Origin of the sequence: Orenia metallireducens (assembly GCF_003001995.1) — a bacterium.
GTDB classification, from domain to species: Bacteria; Bacillota; Halanaerobiia; order Halobacteroidales; family Halobacteroidaceae; genus Orenia; species Orenia metallireducens_B.
This window is the reverse complement of the sequence record NZ_PVNB01000029.1, coordinates 25,951-45,788: the sequence shown is the minus strand read 5'-3', so window position 1 is coordinate 45,788 and position 19,838 is coordinate 25,951. Positions and strand designations below refer to the sequence as shown.

14 protein-coding genes are annotated in these 19,838 nt (G+C 33.2%); 3 read left to right on the top strand and 11 right to left on the bottom strand.

Going from position 1 to position 19,838, the window contains the following annotated elements; genetic code table 11:
- Window positions 1–458 precede the first annotated feature (458 nt).
- Window positions 459–1,625, bottom strand: coding sequence for a dicarboxylate/amino acid:cation symporter (locus BX659_RS15645; RefSeq protein WP_097019262.1), 1,167 nt, complete (start codon window positions 1,623–1,625; stop codon window positions 459–461).
- A gap of 473 nt (window positions 1,626–2,098) precedes the next feature.
- On the opposite strand from BX659_RS15645, the gene BX659_RS15640 reads away from it, so the two are divergent.
- The 3 genes from BX659_RS15640 to BX659_RS15630 all read left to right on the top strand — a co-directional run bounded on the left by BX659_RS15640 (window position 2,099) and on the right by BX659_RS15630 (window position 7,401).
- On the top strand, window positions 2,099–2,998 hold the full coding sequence (locus tag BX659_RS15640) for a hypothetical protein (RefSeq protein WP_097019260.1): 900 nt from the start codon (window positions 2,099–2,101) through the stop codon (window positions 2,996–2,998).
- Between the two features lie 289 nt (window positions 2,999–3,287).
- Complete coding sequence (locus BX659_RS15635; RefSeq protein ID WP_097019259.1) at window positions 3,288–6,524, top strand: 5'-nucleotidase C-terminal domain-containing protein; 3,237 nt, start codon at window positions 3,288–3,290, stop codon at window positions 6,522–6,524.
- A 181-nt stretch (window positions 6,525–6,705) separates the two neighbouring features.
- Window positions 6,706–7,401, top strand: a complete 696-nt coding sequence (locus BX659_RS15630) for a muramidase family protein (RefSeq protein ID WP_097019258.1) — start codon at window positions 6,706–6,708, stop codon at window positions 7,399–7,401.
- Between the two features lie 103 nt (window positions 7,402–7,504).
- Here BX659_RS15630 and BX659_RS15625 read toward each other — a convergent pair whose 3' ends face one another.
- The 10 genes from BX659_RS15625 to BX659_RS15580 form a co-directional block, all read right to left on the bottom strand.
- Window positions 7,505–8,740 carry a glycoside hydrolase family 18 protein gene (locus BX659_RS15625; protein ID WP_097019257.1) on the bottom strand — a complete coding sequence of 412 codons (1,236 nt, stop codon included), beginning with the start codon at window positions 8,738–8,740 and terminating at the stop codon, window positions 7,505–7,507.
- 299 nt (window positions 8,741–9,039) lie between these two features.
- Window positions 9,040–9,951: a carbohydrate kinase family protein gene (locus BX659_RS15620; RefSeq protein ID WP_097019256.1), complete on the bottom strand. Its 912-nt coding sequence runs from the start codon at window positions 9,949–9,951 to the stop codon at window positions 9,040–9,042.
- A 113-nt stretch (window positions 9,952–10,064) separates the two neighbouring features.
- On the bottom strand, window positions 10,065–10,781 hold the full coding sequence (locus BX659_RS15615; RefSeq protein WP_097019255.1) for a glycerophosphodiester phosphodiesterase: 717 nt from the start codon (window positions 10,779–10,781) through the stop codon (window positions 10,065–10,067).
- A gap of 239 nt (window positions 10,782–11,020) precedes the next feature.
- The gene (locus BX659_RS15610; protein ID WP_181186450.1) at window positions 11,021–12,007 is read right to left on the bottom strand and encodes a M23 family metallopeptidase; all 987 of its coding nucleotides are present in this window, start codon (window positions 12,005–12,007) and stop codon (window positions 11,021–11,023) included.
- 172 nt (window positions 12,008–12,179) lie between these two features.
- Window positions 12,180–13,502, bottom strand: a complete 1,323-nt coding sequence (rpoN, locus tag BX659_RS15605) for an RNA polymerase factor sigma-54 (RefSeq protein WP_097019253.1) — start codon at window positions 13,500–13,502, stop codon at window positions 12,180–12,182.
- 277 nt (window positions 13,503–13,779) lie between these two features.
- The gene (locus tag BX659_RS15600) at window positions 13,780–14,595 is read right to left on the bottom strand and encodes a carbohydrate ABC transporter permease (protein WP_097019252.1); all 816 of its coding nucleotides are present in this window, start codon (window positions 14,593–14,595) and stop codon (window positions 13,780–13,782) included.
- Entirely contained in the window at window positions 14,595–15,458 is an 864-nt protein-coding gene (locus BX659_RS15595; RefSeq protein ID WP_097019251.1) for a carbohydrate ABC transporter permease, read from the bottom strand. Before BX659_RS15595 ends, BX659_RS15600 begins: the two co-directional genes overlap by 1 nt.
- A 129-nt stretch (window positions 15,459–15,587) precedes the next feature.
- Window positions 15,588–16,895 carry an ABC transporter substrate-binding protein gene (locus BX659_RS15590; protein ID WP_097019250.1) on the bottom strand — a complete coding sequence of 436 codons (1,308 nt, stop codon included), beginning with the start codon at window positions 16,893–16,895 and terminating at the stop codon, window positions 15,588–15,590.
- Between the two features lie 92 nt (window positions 16,896–16,987).
- Complete coding sequence (locus BX659_RS15585) at window positions 16,988–18,016, bottom strand: LacI family DNA-binding transcriptional regulator (protein ID WP_097019249.1); 1,029 nt, start codon at window positions 18,014–18,016, stop codon at window positions 16,988–16,990.
- A 416-nt stretch (window positions 18,017–18,432) separates the two neighbouring features.
- Window positions 18,433–19,818 carry an alanine/glycine:cation symporter family protein gene (locus tag BX659_RS15580; protein ID WP_097019248.1) on the bottom strand — a complete coding sequence of 462 codons (1,386 nt, stop codon included), beginning with the start codon at window positions 19,816–19,818 and terminating at the stop codon, window positions 18,433–18,435.
- Window positions 19,819–19,838 lie beyond the last annotated feature (20 nt).

Below are 19,838 nucleotides of genomic sequence, written 5' to 3'. Positions count from 1 at the left end.
AGACTAATCAAAAAGCAAATTAAAGTATATTGATTTGTGAATTAATTCACTCTATTTTAAGCTTTTTAAATAAAACTTTTAGATAGTTGACTTTTAGCATTGCCCTAAAAGTAACCAAAAGGTCTAGAAAAGAATTAAAACTTACTACGCAATCAAAATAATAAATATTATCAATTATTATCTCTCTAATTAAAACCTAATTGCACTTTAAATTCTATCTCAATTTTTGCTCCGTTCAAACAATAATTCTTTTCACCTTTAAAAACCTTAACTCTCAACTGTACACCGTATACTATAAACTCAAACAAAAGTGTCGCATTATCTCTATAAAGAGCCACTTAATTTTCACTATAAAATCATAAATCTATCCTTAGTAATAGAGAAGCTCAGCTGTTAACAGCTGAGCTTCTTTATTGGAATTTATATGATTTTTATTAATAGAATCTATCTTAATTCTATTATAATTTCTCACTCCTAGATAAACTGTTCATAATAATAGCAATAGCACCATCACCCATTACATTAGATGCTGTACCGAAGCTATCTTGGGCTAAATGTAAGGCAATCATTAAAGATTTCTGCATTCCTCCAAAACCTAGCATTCCTTCTAAAAGTCCTAAAGAGGCCATTACCCCCCCTCCAGGAATTCCAGGGGCTGCTACCATCGTCACCCCTAACATCAAAATAAATGGAAACATTGCTGCAAAGCTTACTGCTTGACCACTTAACATCATTACAGCCATTGAAGCTAAAGTTAGAGTGATAGTATCACCTGCTAAGTGGATGGTTGCACCTAAAGGAACTACAAAATCAGCAATATCCTCTTCTACATCATTACTTAATACTGAGCGCACTGTTACTGGAATAGTAGCTGCTGAAGATTGAGTTCCTATTGCAGTAAAGTATGCTGGTAGCATATTTTTAATAGATGTAATTGGATTTCTCTTGGCTATTTGACAAGCAATTAAGTACTGGATAACTACATAAGTAGTCTGTAATCCAATGATAAGTATAAATACCTTACCAAAAGAAGACATGATAGAAGCAACCTTGCCAGCATAGCTCATATTAGCTATAATACCCGCAATATGAATAGGCAATAATGGGATGATCACTACTTTAATAACCTGTTGGACTATATTTTGAAAGTCTTTAATTACATTATAAAGGCTCTTTCCTTTAATATTAGCCATCCCTAAACCGACCATAAATGCAGTTACCAAGGCTGTCATTACCCCCATCATCGGTGGAATATCGATATTAAAGAAAGCCTTAACAGTATTATCAATTGTATTTAAGTCTGTATTTCCATTTAATAAGACTGGTAATAATGCCTTTCCTAAGATGAAAGCTAAAGTTCCTGCAATAATTGTGGATAAATAAGCTATTGCTGTTGCAATTCCTAATAATTTACTAGCCCCTTTACCTAGCTCCGCAATCCCTGGAGCTACAAAAGCAATAATAATAAATGGAATAATATAACTCAATAAACTACCGAAAATCCCATTAAATGTTTTTAATAAAGAGATTGGCCATTCTAACCCTGCTTTCAAACAGAAAGCCCCTAAGATTAAACCTACTATAATTCCGATAACTAACTTTGGCAATAAACCTAATTTTTTTATCATCTTCTCTCCTCCTACATTACTTATGTCTGTCATTTAAACACATATGTATATTATATAGATACTTTTAATGAATTTCAAGAAAAACATATTCATAATCTTTTTAATTTATTCTGTTATTCTTATTAATAATTTGATTAATATATATTTAATTCTAAAACCAGATAATTATATTAAGAATCCATCAATAATTTTACTATATTAATTAATTATTAATATCTTTTTACAATAATACACTTTATTTTCAAGAGGATTATAAATTTAAATATATAAATTATATATTTAGATGAGGAAAATTAATATAATTAAATAATATTACGACAGTAACGAGTGGATAGGAAAAATCCACTTGGGTATTTTTTCTATCCACTCGTTACTGATTACTAAACTGTCACAATGTCCCCATAAAAAGATAATACCTAAATTAATTCACCAGAAAGACAATTTTATAATTACTATTGAGGAGGTAAGCAATGTCCGTTAAGAAATCTAGAGTATTTATTTTTGTTCTCTCACTAATTTTACTATCCTTTTTGATAAACTCTTTAATTCCAGAAGAGAACAAAAGCATCGATGCCATGTCAGCAAAGTCTACTAGAGTAAATACCAACTACAAACAGGTCGATATTATATCAACCAAGGGATTCTATACTAATCCTGAGGATAATCCCAATGAGTATACTAAATTTATTGACCATTACCTTAATCAAAATCCTGAAGGAACCCTTCTCTTAAGTACTACTGATAATTATCAAGAGAATTTTAAACCTTCCTTCAAGCAGAGTATAGATTTGACCAATTATTTAAACTATACAATCCCTAATGGGATTTACTCAAGTAGTGATAAAGTACAAAATATTGTAGAAAAAACAGAGCATCAATTCCTGGCTGCTAATCTCTACAATAAGGATAAAGACAAACTCGTTGAATATCTAAAGCCTTATCTAATTCAAGAGGTTAATGGAATTAAGATAGGAGTAATTGGTGCCCTTATTCCTTCTGCTATTATAAGAGAAACCAATAAGCTAGTAATTAAAGACCCTGTGATAATAATCAATAGACTTATTTCTCAAATTAGAGCAGAGGGAGCTGATTTAATTATTCTGATTACACATAATTTAGAAGAAGAAAATTACATGACCGAACAATCTAATCAAAAATTAATCGAGATCACTAAGCAAATTCAAGATGTAGATGGTATTATAGGTAACAATAAAGATCAACCTTTAGCAACTACTGTACACGGCGTTCCTGTAATAAATACTAATCACTTGGGACATTTACGTTTTTTAATTAATACAGAGACTAGAGAAGTTAATAGAATAATTCCTAATCTTCAAGAAATTAATCATATAACTAACCCCTCTTCCTAATTAAACTCTTTAAAGGAATATTTTAAATTTGATAATTTTAAATAGCTATAGCCAATCTAGGTATATTCCTAATTGATATAGCTTTTTTAGGTTTAAGATGCTGTTATTATCTTATTAATAGATTGTTATTATAACCTTAATTTTTTTGATTTTAATAGGAAGATTGAAATTAAAGAACTTCTTATGTAAAATATTATAGAGAGCTTTAATTTTAGTCTGCTTTTAACTGGGCTATCATTACTATCAACATTATAGTCTGGTTAAAATAAAAATAATAAGGGGGCAAAAGATGTATAAGAAAAGTTTGATTGGAAGAGCTTTAATCTTAGTGTTAGTATTGACTCTATTTGCGATTGGAGTTAATGCTATGTCATCAAGACCTGTTGAAGAGAATAGTAAGACAATTACTATCCTGCAAACCAGTGATATCCACGGTAATATTTATCCGTGGGCCTATAAGACTGATCAAAAAGATGATAATATAGGATTAGCCAAAGTCTACACTATTGTTAAAGATGTCAGAGAAGACAATGGCAATACTCTTCTTGTCGATTCTGGAGATATGATTCAAGGAACTACCTTAACAAATATCTTCAAAGATAGAGATGATGTCAAGCATCCAATGATGAATGTAATGAACCTAATGGGCTATGATGCTTGGGTGCTAGGCAACCATGAGTTCAACTTTGGATTGAATACTTTAGAAAATATCATTGCCGATGCTGATTTTCCTGTGTTATCAGCTAATATCCATTATAAAAATGAAGATAAGTTATTTGTAAAGCCATATACAATCAAAGACATAGATGGAATCAAAGTCGCTATCTTAGGCTTGACCACCCCTAATATCCCTCGTTGGGATGGGGATAAAGTGGCTACTCTTGAATTTGAAGATATGTCTGCTACTGCTAAAAGATATATTCCAGAAATGAATCAAAAGGGAGCAGATATTATTATCGCCCTTGCCCATGCAGGATTAGAGGGAGAAGGACATAAGACTGGTGGAGATAAGGTCAGAAAAGTAGCCGCAGAGAACCCAGAGATCACTGCTATCTTTGCTGGTCACAATCATGAACTTGTAAATCAAACTATCAATGGAGTGTTGATAATTGCTCCTGAAGATAAGGGGCATCAGGTTTCAAGAGTTGACTTAACAATTGCTAAAAAAGATGGCAACTGGACAGTCGTTAATAAAAAAGGAACTCACCTAGAGACCAAAAATGTTGAAGCAGCTTCTGAAGTATTAGAATTAGCTAAGGATTATCACCAAGAGACTGTCAATTATGTAAGAACTCCTATTGGAGAAGCTGTTGGAGACTTTACACCTCAAGATGAGATTAAAGGAATACCAGCAGCACAGATTCAAGATACCCCATTAGTTGACTTGATCAATCGAATACAATTAGAAGCTACAGGGGCTGATATCTCTGCAGCTGCATTATTTGATAGTAATGCTACTATTAAAGCTGGTCCTGTCTCTATTAAAGATACTGCTTTAATTTACAAGTATCCCAACACTCTCTATACTGTAGAAATTAGTGGTAAAGAGTTGAAGGATTATATGGAGTGGACTGCCGCTTACTTCAATACCTATAGACAAGGAGATTTAACGATCAGCTTCGATCCAGAAATTCGTGGGTATAACTATGATATGTTTGCAGGTATTAACTACAAGATTAATATCTCTAAGCCTGCTGGAGAAAGAATTACTGACTTAACCTTCAAAGGTAAGCCAGTTAAGGATAATCAGACCTTTACCCTTGCCTTAAATAACTACCGTTATGGTGGCTTAAAGGCATCAGGAATTCTCCACAATGATCCCAGCTTTAAATCTGAAAAGACAATTCAACAATATATTATCGACTATATTAGAGAAAACAAAACAATTAACCCAGCTGTAGATAATAACTGGAAGATTATCGGTGCTGATTTAGCGCACCCACAAAGAGATCAGGTTATTGAGCTTATCAATGCAGGTATTATAGAAATTCCTGCTAAGAATCGTTCTTGGAATGCTAAAAGCATCAATATCAATGATCCAGAGGTTCAAGCTACTTTAAATAAATATAAAAAGATAGATATCCTCTCTACTAATGACTTTCATGGCAATCTACGAGGTGGTTATGAAGCAGGAGCTGCTAAATTTGCAGCGGTAATAAATTATTATAAAAAACAGAATCCTAAAGGTACTATCTTAGTAAGTGGTGGCGATAGCTACCAAGGCACTCCAGTTTCTACCTTAAATCATGGAGCACCAGTTATCGAGTTGTTCAACTACCTTGGCTATACAGCCAGTGCGATCGGCAACCATGAATTTGACTGGGGACAAGATGTTTTAGCAGAAATAACTCAACAAGCAGATTATAAATTTGTAGCTGCTAACTTGTATAACAAAAATACTAATCAAGTAGTTGATTATGCAAAGCCATATATTATCACTGAAGTAAATGGAGTTAAAGTTGGAATAATAGGAATTTCAACCCCAGATACTCTAACTTCTACCATGCCAACTCACATTGCAAATCTAGAATTTAGAGATCCTGCTACAATCATCAATAAAATTGCTCCACAAGTGAAATCAGCAGGAGCAAACTTAATCATCGTACTAAGTCATATGCCAGGTAATACAGATTGGTCTACTGGTGAAGTTAGCGGTGAATTAATTGAGGTGGCTAAAAAGGTTAAAGATATCAATGGAATGATTGGTGGACATAGCCATGATACCGTCACAGCTACTATCAATGGTATTCCTGTGGTAGAAGCTTACAAACATGGTCGTAGGATTGGACATCTAAGCTACTTTGTAAATACAGATACTAATGAGGTTGTAGCTATTAAACCTACTACTCATGCTGTTAGAAAAACTAAGCTTAATATCAGTTTAGATAAGAAGGCTCAAGCCATTGTCGATAAGTATCAAAAAGCAATTGAACCGATTATGAGTGAAATTTTAACTACTTCCAAGGTAGCCTTAAAGCGTAAGTATAATGACATCTCTAATATTGGTGCCTTGGTTACTGATGCAGTTAAAGAGTATACTCAAGCAGATATTGTATTCCAGAATGCTGGTGGTTTAAGAGTTGATATTCCAGCTGGTAAAGTCAAAGTAGAACAGATCTATTCCTTATTACCCTTTGGTAATACTGCTGTAACAGCTAAGATGACTGGTCAGCAGATTATAGAGATCTTAGAACAGAGCTTCAACTTAGATAAAGGGATGATGCAACTATCAGGATTGAAGGTAATCTATGACTCAAATAAAAGAGAATATAATAGAGTAGTTAGCGTTCAACTAGCTGATGGTACCCCACTTCAACTGGATAAGAAATATAAAGTAGCAACAAATAACTTCTTAGCTGTTGGTGGTGACAAGTTCTCTACCTTCAAAGAGGTTGAATTTACTAATAGCTATAAAGAGATCAAAGAGATCGTAATTGAATACTTACGTGCTCAAGATACCATCAATCCAAGAGTTGATAATCGAGTGCTTAAAGAAAATGAAACAGTTGTAGAACCTGCTGCATAAATAATAAAAGAGTTAGGCTTGAATTCAAGCCTAACTCTTTTATTATTTAATCTTAACTATGCTATTAGAAGAATTAATACAATTTAGAGATAGTGCGACACTATACTCAACTTAAAAATCCCACTTTCCTCCTATACTGCATAATATATATAAAATAAATCTGAAAGGAGGTTATTGAATAATGGCTAATAATCTAAACTGTCCTAATGGAACCCTATATACTATTCAACCTGGTGATTCAATATATAATTTAGCTGGTCGTTTTGAGATAACTGTAGCTTCAATAATAGCTGCCAATCCAAATATCGATCCTGCTAATTTACAAGTGGGTCAACAAATCTGTATGCCAGTTGAAGATATCTCTGGTCCCTGTGCAAGTGGCTTTTTTTACACTGTTGTTTTAGGAGATACTTTCTTTACTATAGCTCGTCGTTTCAACACCTCTACTGAAGCTTTGGCTGCAGCTAATCCAGATGTTGACCCTAGCAAATTGCAGATTGGTCAAGAAATCTGTATTCCAGCACAAACTCCCCCAGTAAGGCCATGCCCAGGTAAATTCTATACAGTCAAGGCAGGTGAGACTTTTGTTAGTATAGCTAAAAAATTTGGTTATACTCTCGATGCTCTGCTTGTTGTTAACTCTGGGATAGACCCTAAACAACTTAGAGCAGGACAAGAAATCTGTTTACCACCTGCTCCCGGTGCCGGACCTGTTTCTTGCCCAGGAGGATCAATTTATGTCGTTGAACCAGGAGATACCTTCTATGCTATTGCTCAAAAGTATAGTGTACCTATAGAGGAGTTAAAGGTAGCTAACCCTCAAATTAAAGACATAAATAAGCTAGATGCTGGAACTCCTATCTGTATTCCAAGTTAGTTTAGTGTGAGTGTGAGTAGTTGGTGGGAATAAGTTTAAAACCATCTTAAAATTATAGGCAGGCTATGTCTGCCTATTTCTCATACTCATTACTCTTCACTAATTACTCATTACTGAACTTCTCATATATTGTATTTATCATCGTTCCCTCAAAATCATCACCAGTAATCTCCCAGATAACTATCCCACCCAAGTTATATTTATTGACATAATCAACTCTCTCTGACAAAGAAACCTTATCTTCGTAACTATAAAAATAACCTAACTCTTTATTATAAAGATAAGGAACCCTAGAGTACTTATCTCTGTACTTAATATAGTCCCTGCTATCCTCCAATTCCTTCATCTTCCAATAAGGATTCTCTCCACCATTTCCTAAAATACTAGGTGCTCCTCCAGAAGCTCTTGCATATAACCCATCACCTGTATCTTCTACATTCCGCCATCCTCTTGAATAGAAAGGAGTTCCCACTATAATCTTCTCTGCTGGTATACCATACCTTCTTGTATAGAAGTTAACTACAGCATGAAGGTTCATTCTTCTAGAATAACTTCCTGCCTGATCATAAGGGTTTGAGTAGATTGGAGAGTGATGATTTGTCCTATTCTCCCAAGCACCATGCATATCATAACTCATCAAATTGATAAAATCTAAATATTGGTGGTACCTGTCAGGCTCCTGCCTTCCTACAATCTTATCCTCACCTGCTGGGATAGCTATAGTCAACAGCTTATCGCCCATTCTATTACTATCATAAGCTACTCTAATCTCCTTAAGCAACTTTGTAAAATTCTTTTTATCCTCAGGGCCTCCTGCTACCCCCTCTCTACTGACACCTGGATACTCCCAATCAAGATCGAGTCCATCTATAAAGGGATATTTCTTTAAAAACTCTATACAGCTATCTATAAACTTCTTTCTATTCTCTGCCGTTAGAGCCATCTGATGAAACTTATCACTCTCTGACCAGCCACCAACAGAGATAAGCACCTTTACATCAGGGTATAATCTCTTATAATATTTATACTCTCCAAAGTGACCCTTAAGCCTATCAAATCTCCAGAAGTCAGAGTGCTCAAACTCCTTTTTAAAATCAACAAATTTATCAGTAGATTCCAACTGGAAATCATTACTTATCTTAAAGAAAGCATGATTGATTACAGTTACCTTATCCCAAGGTATATCACCTACTGAAAAGTTCTTATACTGAGAGCTATAAGTAGCCCAATTGGGGAAATAAGCAACAATATGCTTATCTATATCTCTTTGAGCAACTGTTGCAACTGGAGATATCACTAATAAGATTAGAGCCATTACATAAGATATTATCTGCTCCATTACCTACTCCTCCTTATTTGATTATAAGTATTAAAAATATGTTAATTGATGTATTGTATTAATTCAATTTCAATATAAAAACTGTCTCTTTATTCTACCATTTTTCTACTAACATCAAACCTTAATATAAGTTATAGTAACATTATAACACCTTTAATTTCAATTATCTTTTTATAAATTTTGCTTTTATTTAAGATTTATTACAATTAATCTAATAAACTCAGCTATTAAATCACCCTATAAAAGATAAAGCCTTGAAACTTAAGTTTCAAGGCTTTATCTTTATCTTTCTAAATAAATTATTCTCCATATACATTTAAATATAATTCGTTTAAACTCTTCTCATCTAAGAAGCCTTCTGCTGCACCTCTCTCTCCAATCTTATAAGAAGCAAACAAGATGGCCTTTTTCAATGATATATAAGGATCTTGAGTTTGATTATAAAAATAAATAAAGCTTGAAAAAAGGGCATCCCCTGCACCAATTGTATTGATTATCTCTCTTGTATCTACAGCTTCAAATTTACCAAGAAAATCATCTTCTTTTACATATAATAAGGCTCCCTCTTTGCCCATACCAATCACCAAAATATCATTCTGATATTCCTGAACTACCTTCTTAGCAAAATCCTCTACAGCTCCTTCAATCCCTTCATCGCTCATAAAGAGAATGTTCGAATATCTCATAAAATCCCTATTATACTCATCATGGATATCAGATAACACATGTACATCGGTAGCCACTAACTTACCTGCTGATCTAGCTATCTCTAAAAATGGTCTTGAGAAATTGATATTTGCTAAAACAGCTATAGAGCTCTCTGCTAATGCCTTCTTGAATTCTTCTATAGGGTATTCTCTTTTCTGCACATCTTTCAAATCTAGATGAATCTGCCTTCTACCACTCTCCTCATAAAGGATGATTGACTGTGGTGTCTCCTCCATATCCTTAACAATATAATCTGTCTTAATATTATTAGAAGCTAATTCATCTAGGACTTCCTTTCCACCACCATCCTCGCCAATAAAAGACAAGAGATTGGTCTCAACCCCTAAAGTATGTAAAGCCTTTGAGATATTAATTGCCACTCCAGAAACTGTAGAACGGATTCCCCAAAAAGGATAGTTGACTGGAGAATACTTCACTGGAAATCCATCCACCTTTAAAGTTGTTTCAATATTGATCAGACCTGATACTAAAATTTTGTTCATAGGATCCTCCCTTTGTGATAACGTTTTCATTTCACCTTTTATTGATATTATATCATAATCTGTCAAATAAAGTTTACTATGGATTATTAAATTCTGTTATCCTACTTCTTCAATTATCTCTTCACTGCTTTTGTTATCAGCATGGGATAATCACTCATAATCCCATCAACCCCTATTTCAACTAGTCTATCTACCTCTTCTTTACTATTAACAGTCCATGTGTTAATAAAATATCCATAATCCTTTAACTCTTCTACCAATTCTTTACTTATCGTCAAATAATGGGGGTGAATTCCATCAGCAGAAGCTTCTTGAATTAATCTAATTGGTTCCATTACTATAGCACCAATTAAAACTGCCGTCTTCAAAGAAGGCTTCTTCCTTTTAATTACCTTAAGTATTCTATGGTCAAAGGACGAGATAATCACATCATCTTCATACTCTTGCTCCTCCAATATATCAAACAAACTCTCAATAATAACATCACTTTTTTGTTGATTAATCTTAATCTCAATATTGATCTTTAACTTACCTCTAAGCAGATCAATCACCTCTGCTAGAGTAAGTATCCTCTCATCACTAAACTCTTTACTGAAGCAACTACCAATATCAAGCTTCTTAAGCTCAGCTAAGGTCATCTCACCTACCTTTCTATCTAACCCTGTAATTCTCTTTAAATCATAATCATGAAATACAATTAAGTTATTATCTTTAGTCAACTGTATATCTAACTCTACCATATCCAGTCCAAACTCTATAGCCTTAAGAAAGGCAGCCTTGCTATTCTCTGGAGCTACACCTGAGGCTCCGCGATGACCTATTTTCAACATGATTATCCCTCCATAGCATTATCCTTTTTACTAATTGAATTTTATTTGTCTTATAATGGGTACATTGCGACAATTTTTAAACCAATGAATAATTAATAAAGCATAAATAATAGTTAAGTTCAAAACCCTTAAACCTTCTAGGAAGATAAATTTTTATTTATTCACTATTATTTATTATTTGTTATTTGTAAAGTGTCGCAATATCTATCTATTGTCTCATTAACTATATCTCCATACCTTTATTTTATATATCTTAACGGATCTACTGCTTCATTATTTATATAAAGCCCCAGGTGCAAATGGGGACCAGTGCTCCTTCCTGTATTACCAGAGAGGGTGATTATCTCTCCTGCTTTTACCTTCTCCCCCTTTGAAACTAGGAGTTTAGAGTTATGAGCATATAAGCTAACTATTCCATTACCATGATCGATAGTCACAGTCTTACCATATCCTCTAATCCATCCTGAATATAAGACCGTCCCCTTATATATTGCCTTAACCTTAGTACCTGTCACAACTGCTAAATCAACCCCTTTATGGAGTATCCTCTTTTTTTTAATAGGATGCTCTCTATAACCAAACTTAGAGGAAACCCTAATTACTGTCGGAGCAATCAAATTATTAAGAATCTCATCCCTAGTTAAATTTTTAGACTTATACTGTGACTTTACTATGCTAATGGGTATCCTCAAAGCCTCTATTCCTCTAATATCTTCTATATTATTGACCCTCTGTAACACTTCTACAGTGGTGTTAAATTTTCTAGCAATTTCAGCTAGACTATCTTCAGGTTTTAAAATATAGGTTATTACTTTATTTAAATTATACTCAGCCAATTCCTCTAAACCATTTTGGGGGATAATCAATTCCTCACCTACCTTCAACTCCCAAGAGGTTAACTTATTTAATCTTTTAATCATATCAACACTAACATCGTAGCCTCTAGCTATACTCTCTAAAGTATCACCTACTACTACTTTATGGCTCATATAGCCTGCAAAGTCCTCCAACTTAAAGAAGGTATCTATATCAATCTCACCAGATGCCCTTAATTTATTTCTCTGTTGGAAGTCTACTAAAGATTTATAGGTTTGAGAATCAACCTCCCCTGTTAGAGCAATACCATAACCCAATATCAATAAGTTATATTGCACCCTCTTAATCCCCGCTTGATTGGTAACAAAGGGTTTAGCACTTACTACACCTATACTTGTTAAAACAATCATTATAATCAAATTAGATATAAGTATGTAGAAGCTTTTCTTAGTTAACAATTTAATCTCCCCAATCTTCTATATTTTACTTATCATCAAGTCTTAAGCACTGCTAATTCTAAGATTAGACAATTATACCTTATATTCCTCTAAAAAAAGAGATAAAGCAATTTGCTTTATCTCTTTAATCATAACGCTTTCTCATCCTTGAAGCAGGAATTTTAAGTTCAGCTCTATACTTTGCTATCGTTCTTCTTGAAATATAAATTCCCTTTTTTTCTAAGATTTCTTTGATTTTTTGATCACTTAAAGGTTTATTCTTATCTTCGCCTGCAATTATCTCCTTGATCTCTTCTCTGACAGCGATTGCTGAAACTCTTCCATCTTTACTCTTGACACCTTCATTAAAGAAGAACTTTAAAGGAAATAGACCATAAGGGGTTTGAATATACTTATTCTTTGTAGCTCTACTGACAGTCGACTCATGAACTTCAACTCTATCAGCAACCTCTTGCATCGTCATTGGTATTAGATATTTAATCCCACTATTTAAAAATTCCAACTGAAAGTCTACGATGTCTTTGACTATACTATAAATAGTCTCTCTGCGTTGCTCAATACTTTTTATCAGCCACAAAGCTGAATTTAACTTCTTCTCTATATATGATCTATATTTAGAATCATTCTTCTCTTTTAATAACTTCTGATAATATTTATTGATTCTCAAGACTGGAAAGCTCTCTTTATTCATGATAATCTCAAATCTATCGCCAATCTTCTTGATAATAATGTCAGGGTCTAAATAATTATTTTTGTGATTATTAGTAAAACTTTCTCGAGGAGTAGTCTTTAAATTTCTAATTAAATCGACTAACTTCTGTACATAAGCAATCTCTAACTTCAAACCCTTAGAGATTAACCTTAACTTATTAGCACTTAACTGATCTAGATATTCACAGACAATCTGCTGTGCTAAAATAATATTATTATCTTGAATTACTCCTTTTAATTCTTCTAACTGAAGATATAAAAACTCTCTTACTCCAGCTGTAGCTACACCTATCGGTTCTAAACCTTGAATTTTATCTAATACTCTTTCCACACTAGCTCTACTAACATTAAGGTTGTCCGTAACACTCTGAAAATCATTAAAAAACCCAGATTCATCAAGGTTAGCAATTATATACTTACCTATATTCCTGTCTAAGTCATTATCAAAAACTAAGCCTAGCTGTCCCATCATCTTTTCCTCTAAGGTCAGCTCTTTACTGATAAAATTTTCATAATTTATCCCTTCACTCTGCTCTGATGGCAAATAACTACCAGATTGATTACTATAGTCTCCTTCAAGGCTTAATAAAGGATTCTCCATCATCTCTTTTTGCAGATACTCATTTAGCTCCAAGGTTGATAACTGTAAGAGTTCAATTGCCTGCTGTAACTTTGGGGTCATTACCAACTGCTGTTCCTGCTTTAGATCAAGATTGTGACTTAATTCTGTAATCATTTCTCTTTGCCCCCCTAGCAGTTACTTTTTCTAAAATTAATTATTATTCCTCTCTATCTACATTATATACCCTAGAGCTTAAAAAATAAATTTATTTGTTCTTAGCTTAATAATCAATATAGGTTCAAAATTAGTGTAATATAGAGATATTAAGACAATAACCCTATCTTTTTATTCAAAATAATAAAAATACTATCAATAGCCTTAAGAGATAAGGCTATTGATAGTATTTTTTATCTAAATTATTATCAGCTATTAAAATTTCGAAGTAAATAATTTATTTTACACTACCTGCTGTAACACTCTCAATAATATGCTTTTGAGCGAAGAAATAGAAGATTATTACAGGTATTATTGCTAAGCCAAGACCTGCAAGAGCTAAATGCCATTGCTTAGTATACTCTCCAAAGAAGAAGAAGGTTGCTAAAGGAATCGTACGTGTTCCTGGTCTATTGATAACAAGTGATGGTAATAGAAAGTCATTCCAGATCCATACAGTATTCAAAATAGCAACTGTTATTGTTATTGGCTTTAAGATTGGAAAGATAATGTGCCAAAATGTCTGCCAGCTATTACAGCCGTCTATAGTAGCTGCTTCATCTAAAGCCGTTGGTATCCCTTTAACAAAGCCATGATATAAAAAGATTGATAAACTTGATCCAAACCCCACATACATAAACATTAATCCTGGAATGTTTAATAAATTCAAATTACCCATAACTCTAACTAAAGGAAGCATTACTGCTTGAAAAGGTATTAACATTGCAGCAATATATCCAAAGAAAATTAAATTACTTAATTTAGATTTAGTTCTTTGTAGCATCCATGCTGCCATAGAAGAAAAGATAATTATAAAGACTATACTCCCTACAGTTATAATTAAAGAATTAAAGAATACACTTAAAAAATCCAATCTCTTCCAAGCCTCTACAAAGTTATCAAAACTAAAAGAATTAGGCAATCCTAAAGTATCCATAAATAACTCTTTTTTAGTCTTAAATGCATTAATAACTACTATATAAAAAGGAGATAGAAATAAAAGTCCTGTCAAAATACCTATTATTCTTAAAATAACCTTATTGCCTTTATTCATTACATCTCCACCTCACTCTTCTTAGTGATATAAACCTGACTAATAGTTATAACACCTATTACTAAAAAGAACACTACTGCTTTTGCTTGAGCTACACCCATTTCATTAAATTTAAAGGCTGTATTATAAATATTCATAGCAATCATTTGAGTCGAATTAGCAGGTCCACCACCTGTTAATGACAAGTTCTGGTCATATAACTTAAATGAATTAGAAAGTGTAAGAAATAAACTTACTGTAAAAGCCGGTCTTACAAGTGGAAAGATAATATGCTTAGTTCTTTCCCAAGCATTAGCCCCATCAATTTGAGCAGCTTCAACCAATTCTTTTGGAATATTCTGAATAGCAGCTACATAAATAACCATCAAATATCCAGACATCTGCCAAGCCATTAAAATTACCATACCCCAAAATCCTGTCTCTTGATTAGATAACCAACCTAATAACCAGCGCTGACCAGTTAATTCTCCTAAAGTTGCAAAGCCCTTAGTAAAGATAAATTGCCAGATAAAGCCAAGAATTAGTCCACCTATTAAGTTAGGCATAAAGAAGATTGTTCTTAGTGCATTACTTATCTTTAATTTTCTAGTAACCAATAAAGCCAAAGAAAAGCCCATAATATTAATACTTATTACTGAAGCTATAGTAAATTTAGTAGTAAATATAAAAGCCTGTACAAAACCTTCATCTTTAAATATATCTAAGTAATTAGTCAAACCGACAAAGTTAACCTGTGATCTAATTCCATTCCAATCAGTGAAAGAATAGTAAATTCCAACTAATAATGGGATGATAACTACCAATGAAAAAGCAAACAAGGATGGTCCAACAAATCCCCAAAATGCTAATTTACTTCTTTTCATATTCAACTCTCCTTTTAGTAGATGATAAACTTATCCATAATCTATGGTTTTATATTCTGTTTTTTTTAATAAGAGAGCTATCAATTTGATAGCTCTCTTATTGTAAGCAACCTGACAAGAGTCTAAAAATTATTTTCTAGACTCTGCCCAAGTTGTTTTAGCATTTTCTACTAACTGATTCCAACTAAGGTCTCCAGCTAAATAGCTTTGAATATCTGCACCTAATTTGTCCATTCCCCATCCAGTTGGATATCCCATGAATACCCATGGCATAGTTCTATCTTGGTTAGAATATTTTAAGATATCTCTTGCCAATGGATCAGTTGGTTCTAAATTCTCTCCTTCATACCCTTTAAATGGTGGGATGAATTTGAAGTCATGGATAATCATCTGTTTACCTTTTTCAGAAGTATATAACCAGTTTAAGAAGTCTTTAGCTGCATCTTTAACAGATTCATCTTTACCGTTATTAACTGCCCAATACATTGGAATACCTACAGGGATAGAATCCTCTTTAGCACCAACTACTGGTATTGGTAAGAAACCAATATTCTTAGCTACCTCTTCATCTATTCCTGCAATACTACCATATGCCCAGTTACCTTGTTGAGTAATTGCTACTTGTTCTAATGCAAATAACTCTTCAACTTGAGTTGAATAATCAACAGCATTTAAGGAACCTTTAGTTCCATCTGGTTTATAACCATAGTTAGCTTGTAAATCTATTAATTTTTTGAAAGCATCAGCATATTTAAAGTCAATTGTTTTAGCATTGAAAGCTTCAACTACATCAGAAAATTCATTTGCAAAAGCAGCATTTGATAAGTGTAATCCAGTTACCCAAGTCTCTTTAGCAGGGAATGAGATTACTGCTTTTAATCCTAATTCATCCTTTTTAGCATCTAATTTCTTCACAGCAGCTTGTAAAGCATCAAAGCTCTTAATAGAGTCCGCATCTATACCAGCTTTTTCAAAGATAGACTTATTGTAGATAAATCCATATCCCTCTTGAGCAAAAGGCATACCATAAATCTTTCCATCTGCTGTTACTGCCTCTAAAGTACCATTAAATGCTTTGTCAACCCATGGTTGATCTGATAAATCTTCTAACTTCTCTATCCAATCCTTAACATCTTGCATACCACCCATATTCATAATTGCTGGCTCTTGTCCAGATGCAAACTTAGATTTTAAAGCAGCACCATAGTCATCTCCACCACCAACAGTTTGAACATTGATCTTGACATTAGGATTTTCTTTCATATATTCTGCTACAGCACTCTCTAATGCATCTTTAGCTTCAACTTTAAATTGAAATATATCTACTGTTACTTGATCAGCAGCTTGTTTGCTTTCCTTAGATCCACAACCTACTAGCATTAAAGCAGATACAATAAGTAATGATAAGATTAATAATAATTTTCCTTTTAACTTCAAAAAAATCACCTCTTTATAGTTTTATAAGAAGAATACAAACGGCTGTATAAAGCTAAAAATTTAAAACTTTAAAAAGACATAAATTAATTTAATTAGTTTACACCTTTTTTTAAAGAAGTAGATTCGCGTTCTATAATCTTATAATCTATGATTTCCTTATTCTCTCTACTTTTTTCCTCAAAGATATCAAATAATTTCTGACAAGCCCTTCTACCCAATTCTATAGAGTTTATCTCAATAGAAGTTATAGAAGGATTTGCATATTTAGCTAACATGCTGTTATTAAAGCTGGCTAACATTATATCTTCTGGTACTTGCTTCTCACCCTCTTTTAATCTCTTTAATGCACCTAAAGACATTAAATCATCAGCAACTATTATTGCATCAAGATTATTATGTAAGCTCATCAATCTAGATGTAAGATAATAGCCACTTTTTTCAAGAAATTTATCAGATATAAAATAATCTTCATCAAAGGGAATATTATAATCCTTTAATGCTCTTAAATAGCCTTTATATCTATCTTTCATAACTACTGAATCTAACTCCCCACCTATAAAAGTTATCTTATTTCTGCCCTTTTTTATCAGAAGTGCAGTTAAGTCATAAGATGCCTGTTCATTATCATTATCTACTGATGGTATATCATCATACTCTAAACAACTTCCTATTAACACAAAGGGGACATTATTCTCTTTTAAAAACTTGATTCCTCCATCATCTTCCTTAGGGCGGGTTAAGATCAATCCATCTACCCTTTTTCCTTTGATTATTCTTTTAAGAACATCTACATCACTTTCTTCTTTGTGATTTGTAACTATTAAGATATCAAAAAAATGTTGGGATGCTATTAGGCTTATCCCTTTTAAAGCCTTTTGGAAGAAAGGATTGATAAATATATCCTCTTTATAAGAAGGCATTATCACCCCAATAGTATCAGTCTTATTATTTGCGAGACTTCTAGCTATTGTATTTGGATAATAATTGAGTTCTTCCATTATCTTCAAAACCTTCTTCTTAGTCTTGTTACTGATTCTAGAGTCATTGGATATCACTCTAGAGACTGTGGAGGCTGAAACACCTGCTAACTTGGCAACATCCTTCATTGTAATTCCTTCCAAATTTACCACCTCTGATAAATAGATAAATCTTAAATAGATGAAGATTTACTATACAAAGACTTATATAACTTATATAATCAACTATTCAATTATAATGCAACCGTTTGCATTAATCTTCTGTAATTATATGTTATCATAAATATTTTTTTCATTCAATAGTTTTTTTATATTTATTATATTATTTCAACCTTTGAACATTAAAATACATAAAATAAAATTAGTCTATACTTTTTAAATAATAATTTAACCCAACTTCTAATTCTAAAGTATAATTTAAATCTACCTTTACTTGAAAATATTGAGAAATAATAAACATTAAAGAGCTTAACTCATCATTTCAGAATTTGATATAGCCACTATAAAAGATAAGGAGAGCCTTTGTAAAGGCTCTCCTTATCTTTTATATTCATTTGATTTTAAGCTACTTCTTCTATATCAACACTATTTTTAATCCTACTAAAATAATCTTTAGTTGCTTTAGCAACTACTCCAGATAATCCTATTAAGCCAATTAGGTTAGGTAATGCCATTAAACCATTAGCTACATCAGATATAGCCCATACCAGACTTATCTTCATACTAGCTCCAATAGGAATAATCAAGACATAAACCCAATGATAATACTTAACATATTTATCACCAAATAGGTACTTAACTGAACGGTCACCATAATAGGACCAAGCAATTGCTGTAGAAAAAGCAAAAAAGATAATACTAAAAGCTACAACAAAACCACCAGGACCAGGTAAGCCTAAATTAAATCCTTTAGCTGTCAATTCAGCTCCAATAAACCCCTTACCTGTGACTTGATCGACCATTTGCCAAGCACCAGTAGTTACAATCACCAATCCTGTCATAGTACAGATAATCAAAGTATCAATAAAGGGTCCCACCATTGCTACTAAACCTTCTCGAACCGATTCATTAGTTTTCGCAGCAGCATGAGCCATTGGTGCACTACCTAAGCCTGCTTCATTAGAAAACACCCCTCGTGCCACACCAAAGCGTAAAGCCATGGCTACTGTTGCACCAGTAAAGCCACCTACCGCTGATGCTGGATTAAAAGCCGAATTAATGATAATTCCAAAGGCTGCTGGAACCTCTTGAATATTAGCTAAGATAACACCCAACGCCCCTAAAACATAGATTATAGACATAAAAGGTACTATCTTACTTGCTACTTGACCAATTCTTTTAATTCCTCCAACAATAACTAGCCATACCAATACAGCCAATACAACCCCTGTTACTGGTTTAGGAATGCCAAAGTAAGCTGCTACAGGCTCTGCTACTGAATTTGCCTGTGCCATATTTCCAATACCAAAGGAAGCCAACATTGCAAAAAAGGCAAATAACAAACCTAACCATCTCTGTCCCAATCCTTTTTCTAAATAATACATTGGTCCACCACTTACTTGACCATCCTCATCGACTTCTCTATACTTATGCCCTAGTAAACAACTAGCATATTTAGTAGCCATCCCAAAAAAGGCAGTAATCCACATCCAAAACACTGCCCCAGGACCACCCATAGCAATAGCAGTACCTACACCAGCAATATTACCAGTACCAATAGTTGCAGATAAAGCAGCACTTAAGGCTTCAAAGTGATTGATTTCTCCTTCATGCTCTGGGTCATCATAATCACCTTTAAGAATTTTAATTGCATGAGCAAATTTAGTTAGTTGTAAAAAGCCGAGCCTTAATGTAATATAAACACCTGTACCCACCAATAAACAAATAGCTACTGGCCCCCAGACATAACCACTTAAAGTATTAAAAAATTGGACTAAAGCTTCCATTTACCTACTCACTCCTCTCT

Excerpts from the sequence above, each read along its gene's own strand:
- BX659_RS15640 (WP_097019260.1), top strand. The coding sequence starts at position 2,099 with ATGTCCGTTAAGAAATCTAGAGTATTTATTTTTGTTCTCTCACTAATT.
- BX659_RS15600 (WP_097019252.1), bottom strand. The coding sequence starts at position 14,595 with ATGAATAAAGGCAATAAGGTTATTTTAAGAATAATAGGTATTTTGACA.
- BX659_RS15630 (WP_097019258.1), top strand. The coding sequence starts at position 6,706 with ATGGCTAATAATCTAAACTGTCCTAATGGAACCCTATATACTATTCAA.
- BX659_RS15620 (WP_097019256.1), bottom strand. The coding sequence starts at position 9,951 with ATGAACAAAATTTTAGTATCAGGTCTGATCAATATTGAAACAACTTTA.
- BX659_RS15615 (WP_097019255.1), bottom strand. The coding sequence starts at position 10,781 with ATGTTGAAAATAGGTCATCGCGGAGCCTCAGGTGTAGCTCCAGAGAAT.
- BX659_RS15580 (WP_097019248.1), bottom strand. The coding sequence starts at position 19,818 with ATGGAAGCTTTAGTCCAATTTTTTAATACTTTAAGTGGTTATGTCTGG.
- BX659_RS15635 (WP_097019259.1), top strand. The coding sequence starts at position 3,288 with ATGTATAAGAAAAGTTTGATTGGAAGAGCTTTAATCTTAGTGTTAGTA.
- rpoN (WP_097019253.1), bottom strand. The coding sequence starts at position 13,502 with ATGATTACAGAATTAAGTCACAATCTTGATCTAAAGCAGGAACAGCAG.
- BX659_RS15625 (WP_097019257.1), bottom strand. The coding sequence starts at position 8,740 with ATGGAGCAGATAATATCTTATGTAATGGCTCTAATCTTATTAGTGATA.
- BX659_RS15595 (WP_097019251.1), bottom strand. The coding sequence starts at position 15,458 with ATGAAAAGAAGTAAATTAGCATTTTGGGGATTTGTTGGACCATCCTTG.
- BX659_RS15610 (WP_181186450.1), bottom strand. The coding sequence starts at position 12,007 with ATGATTGTTTTAACAAGTATAGGTGTAGTAAGTGCTAAACCCTTTGTT.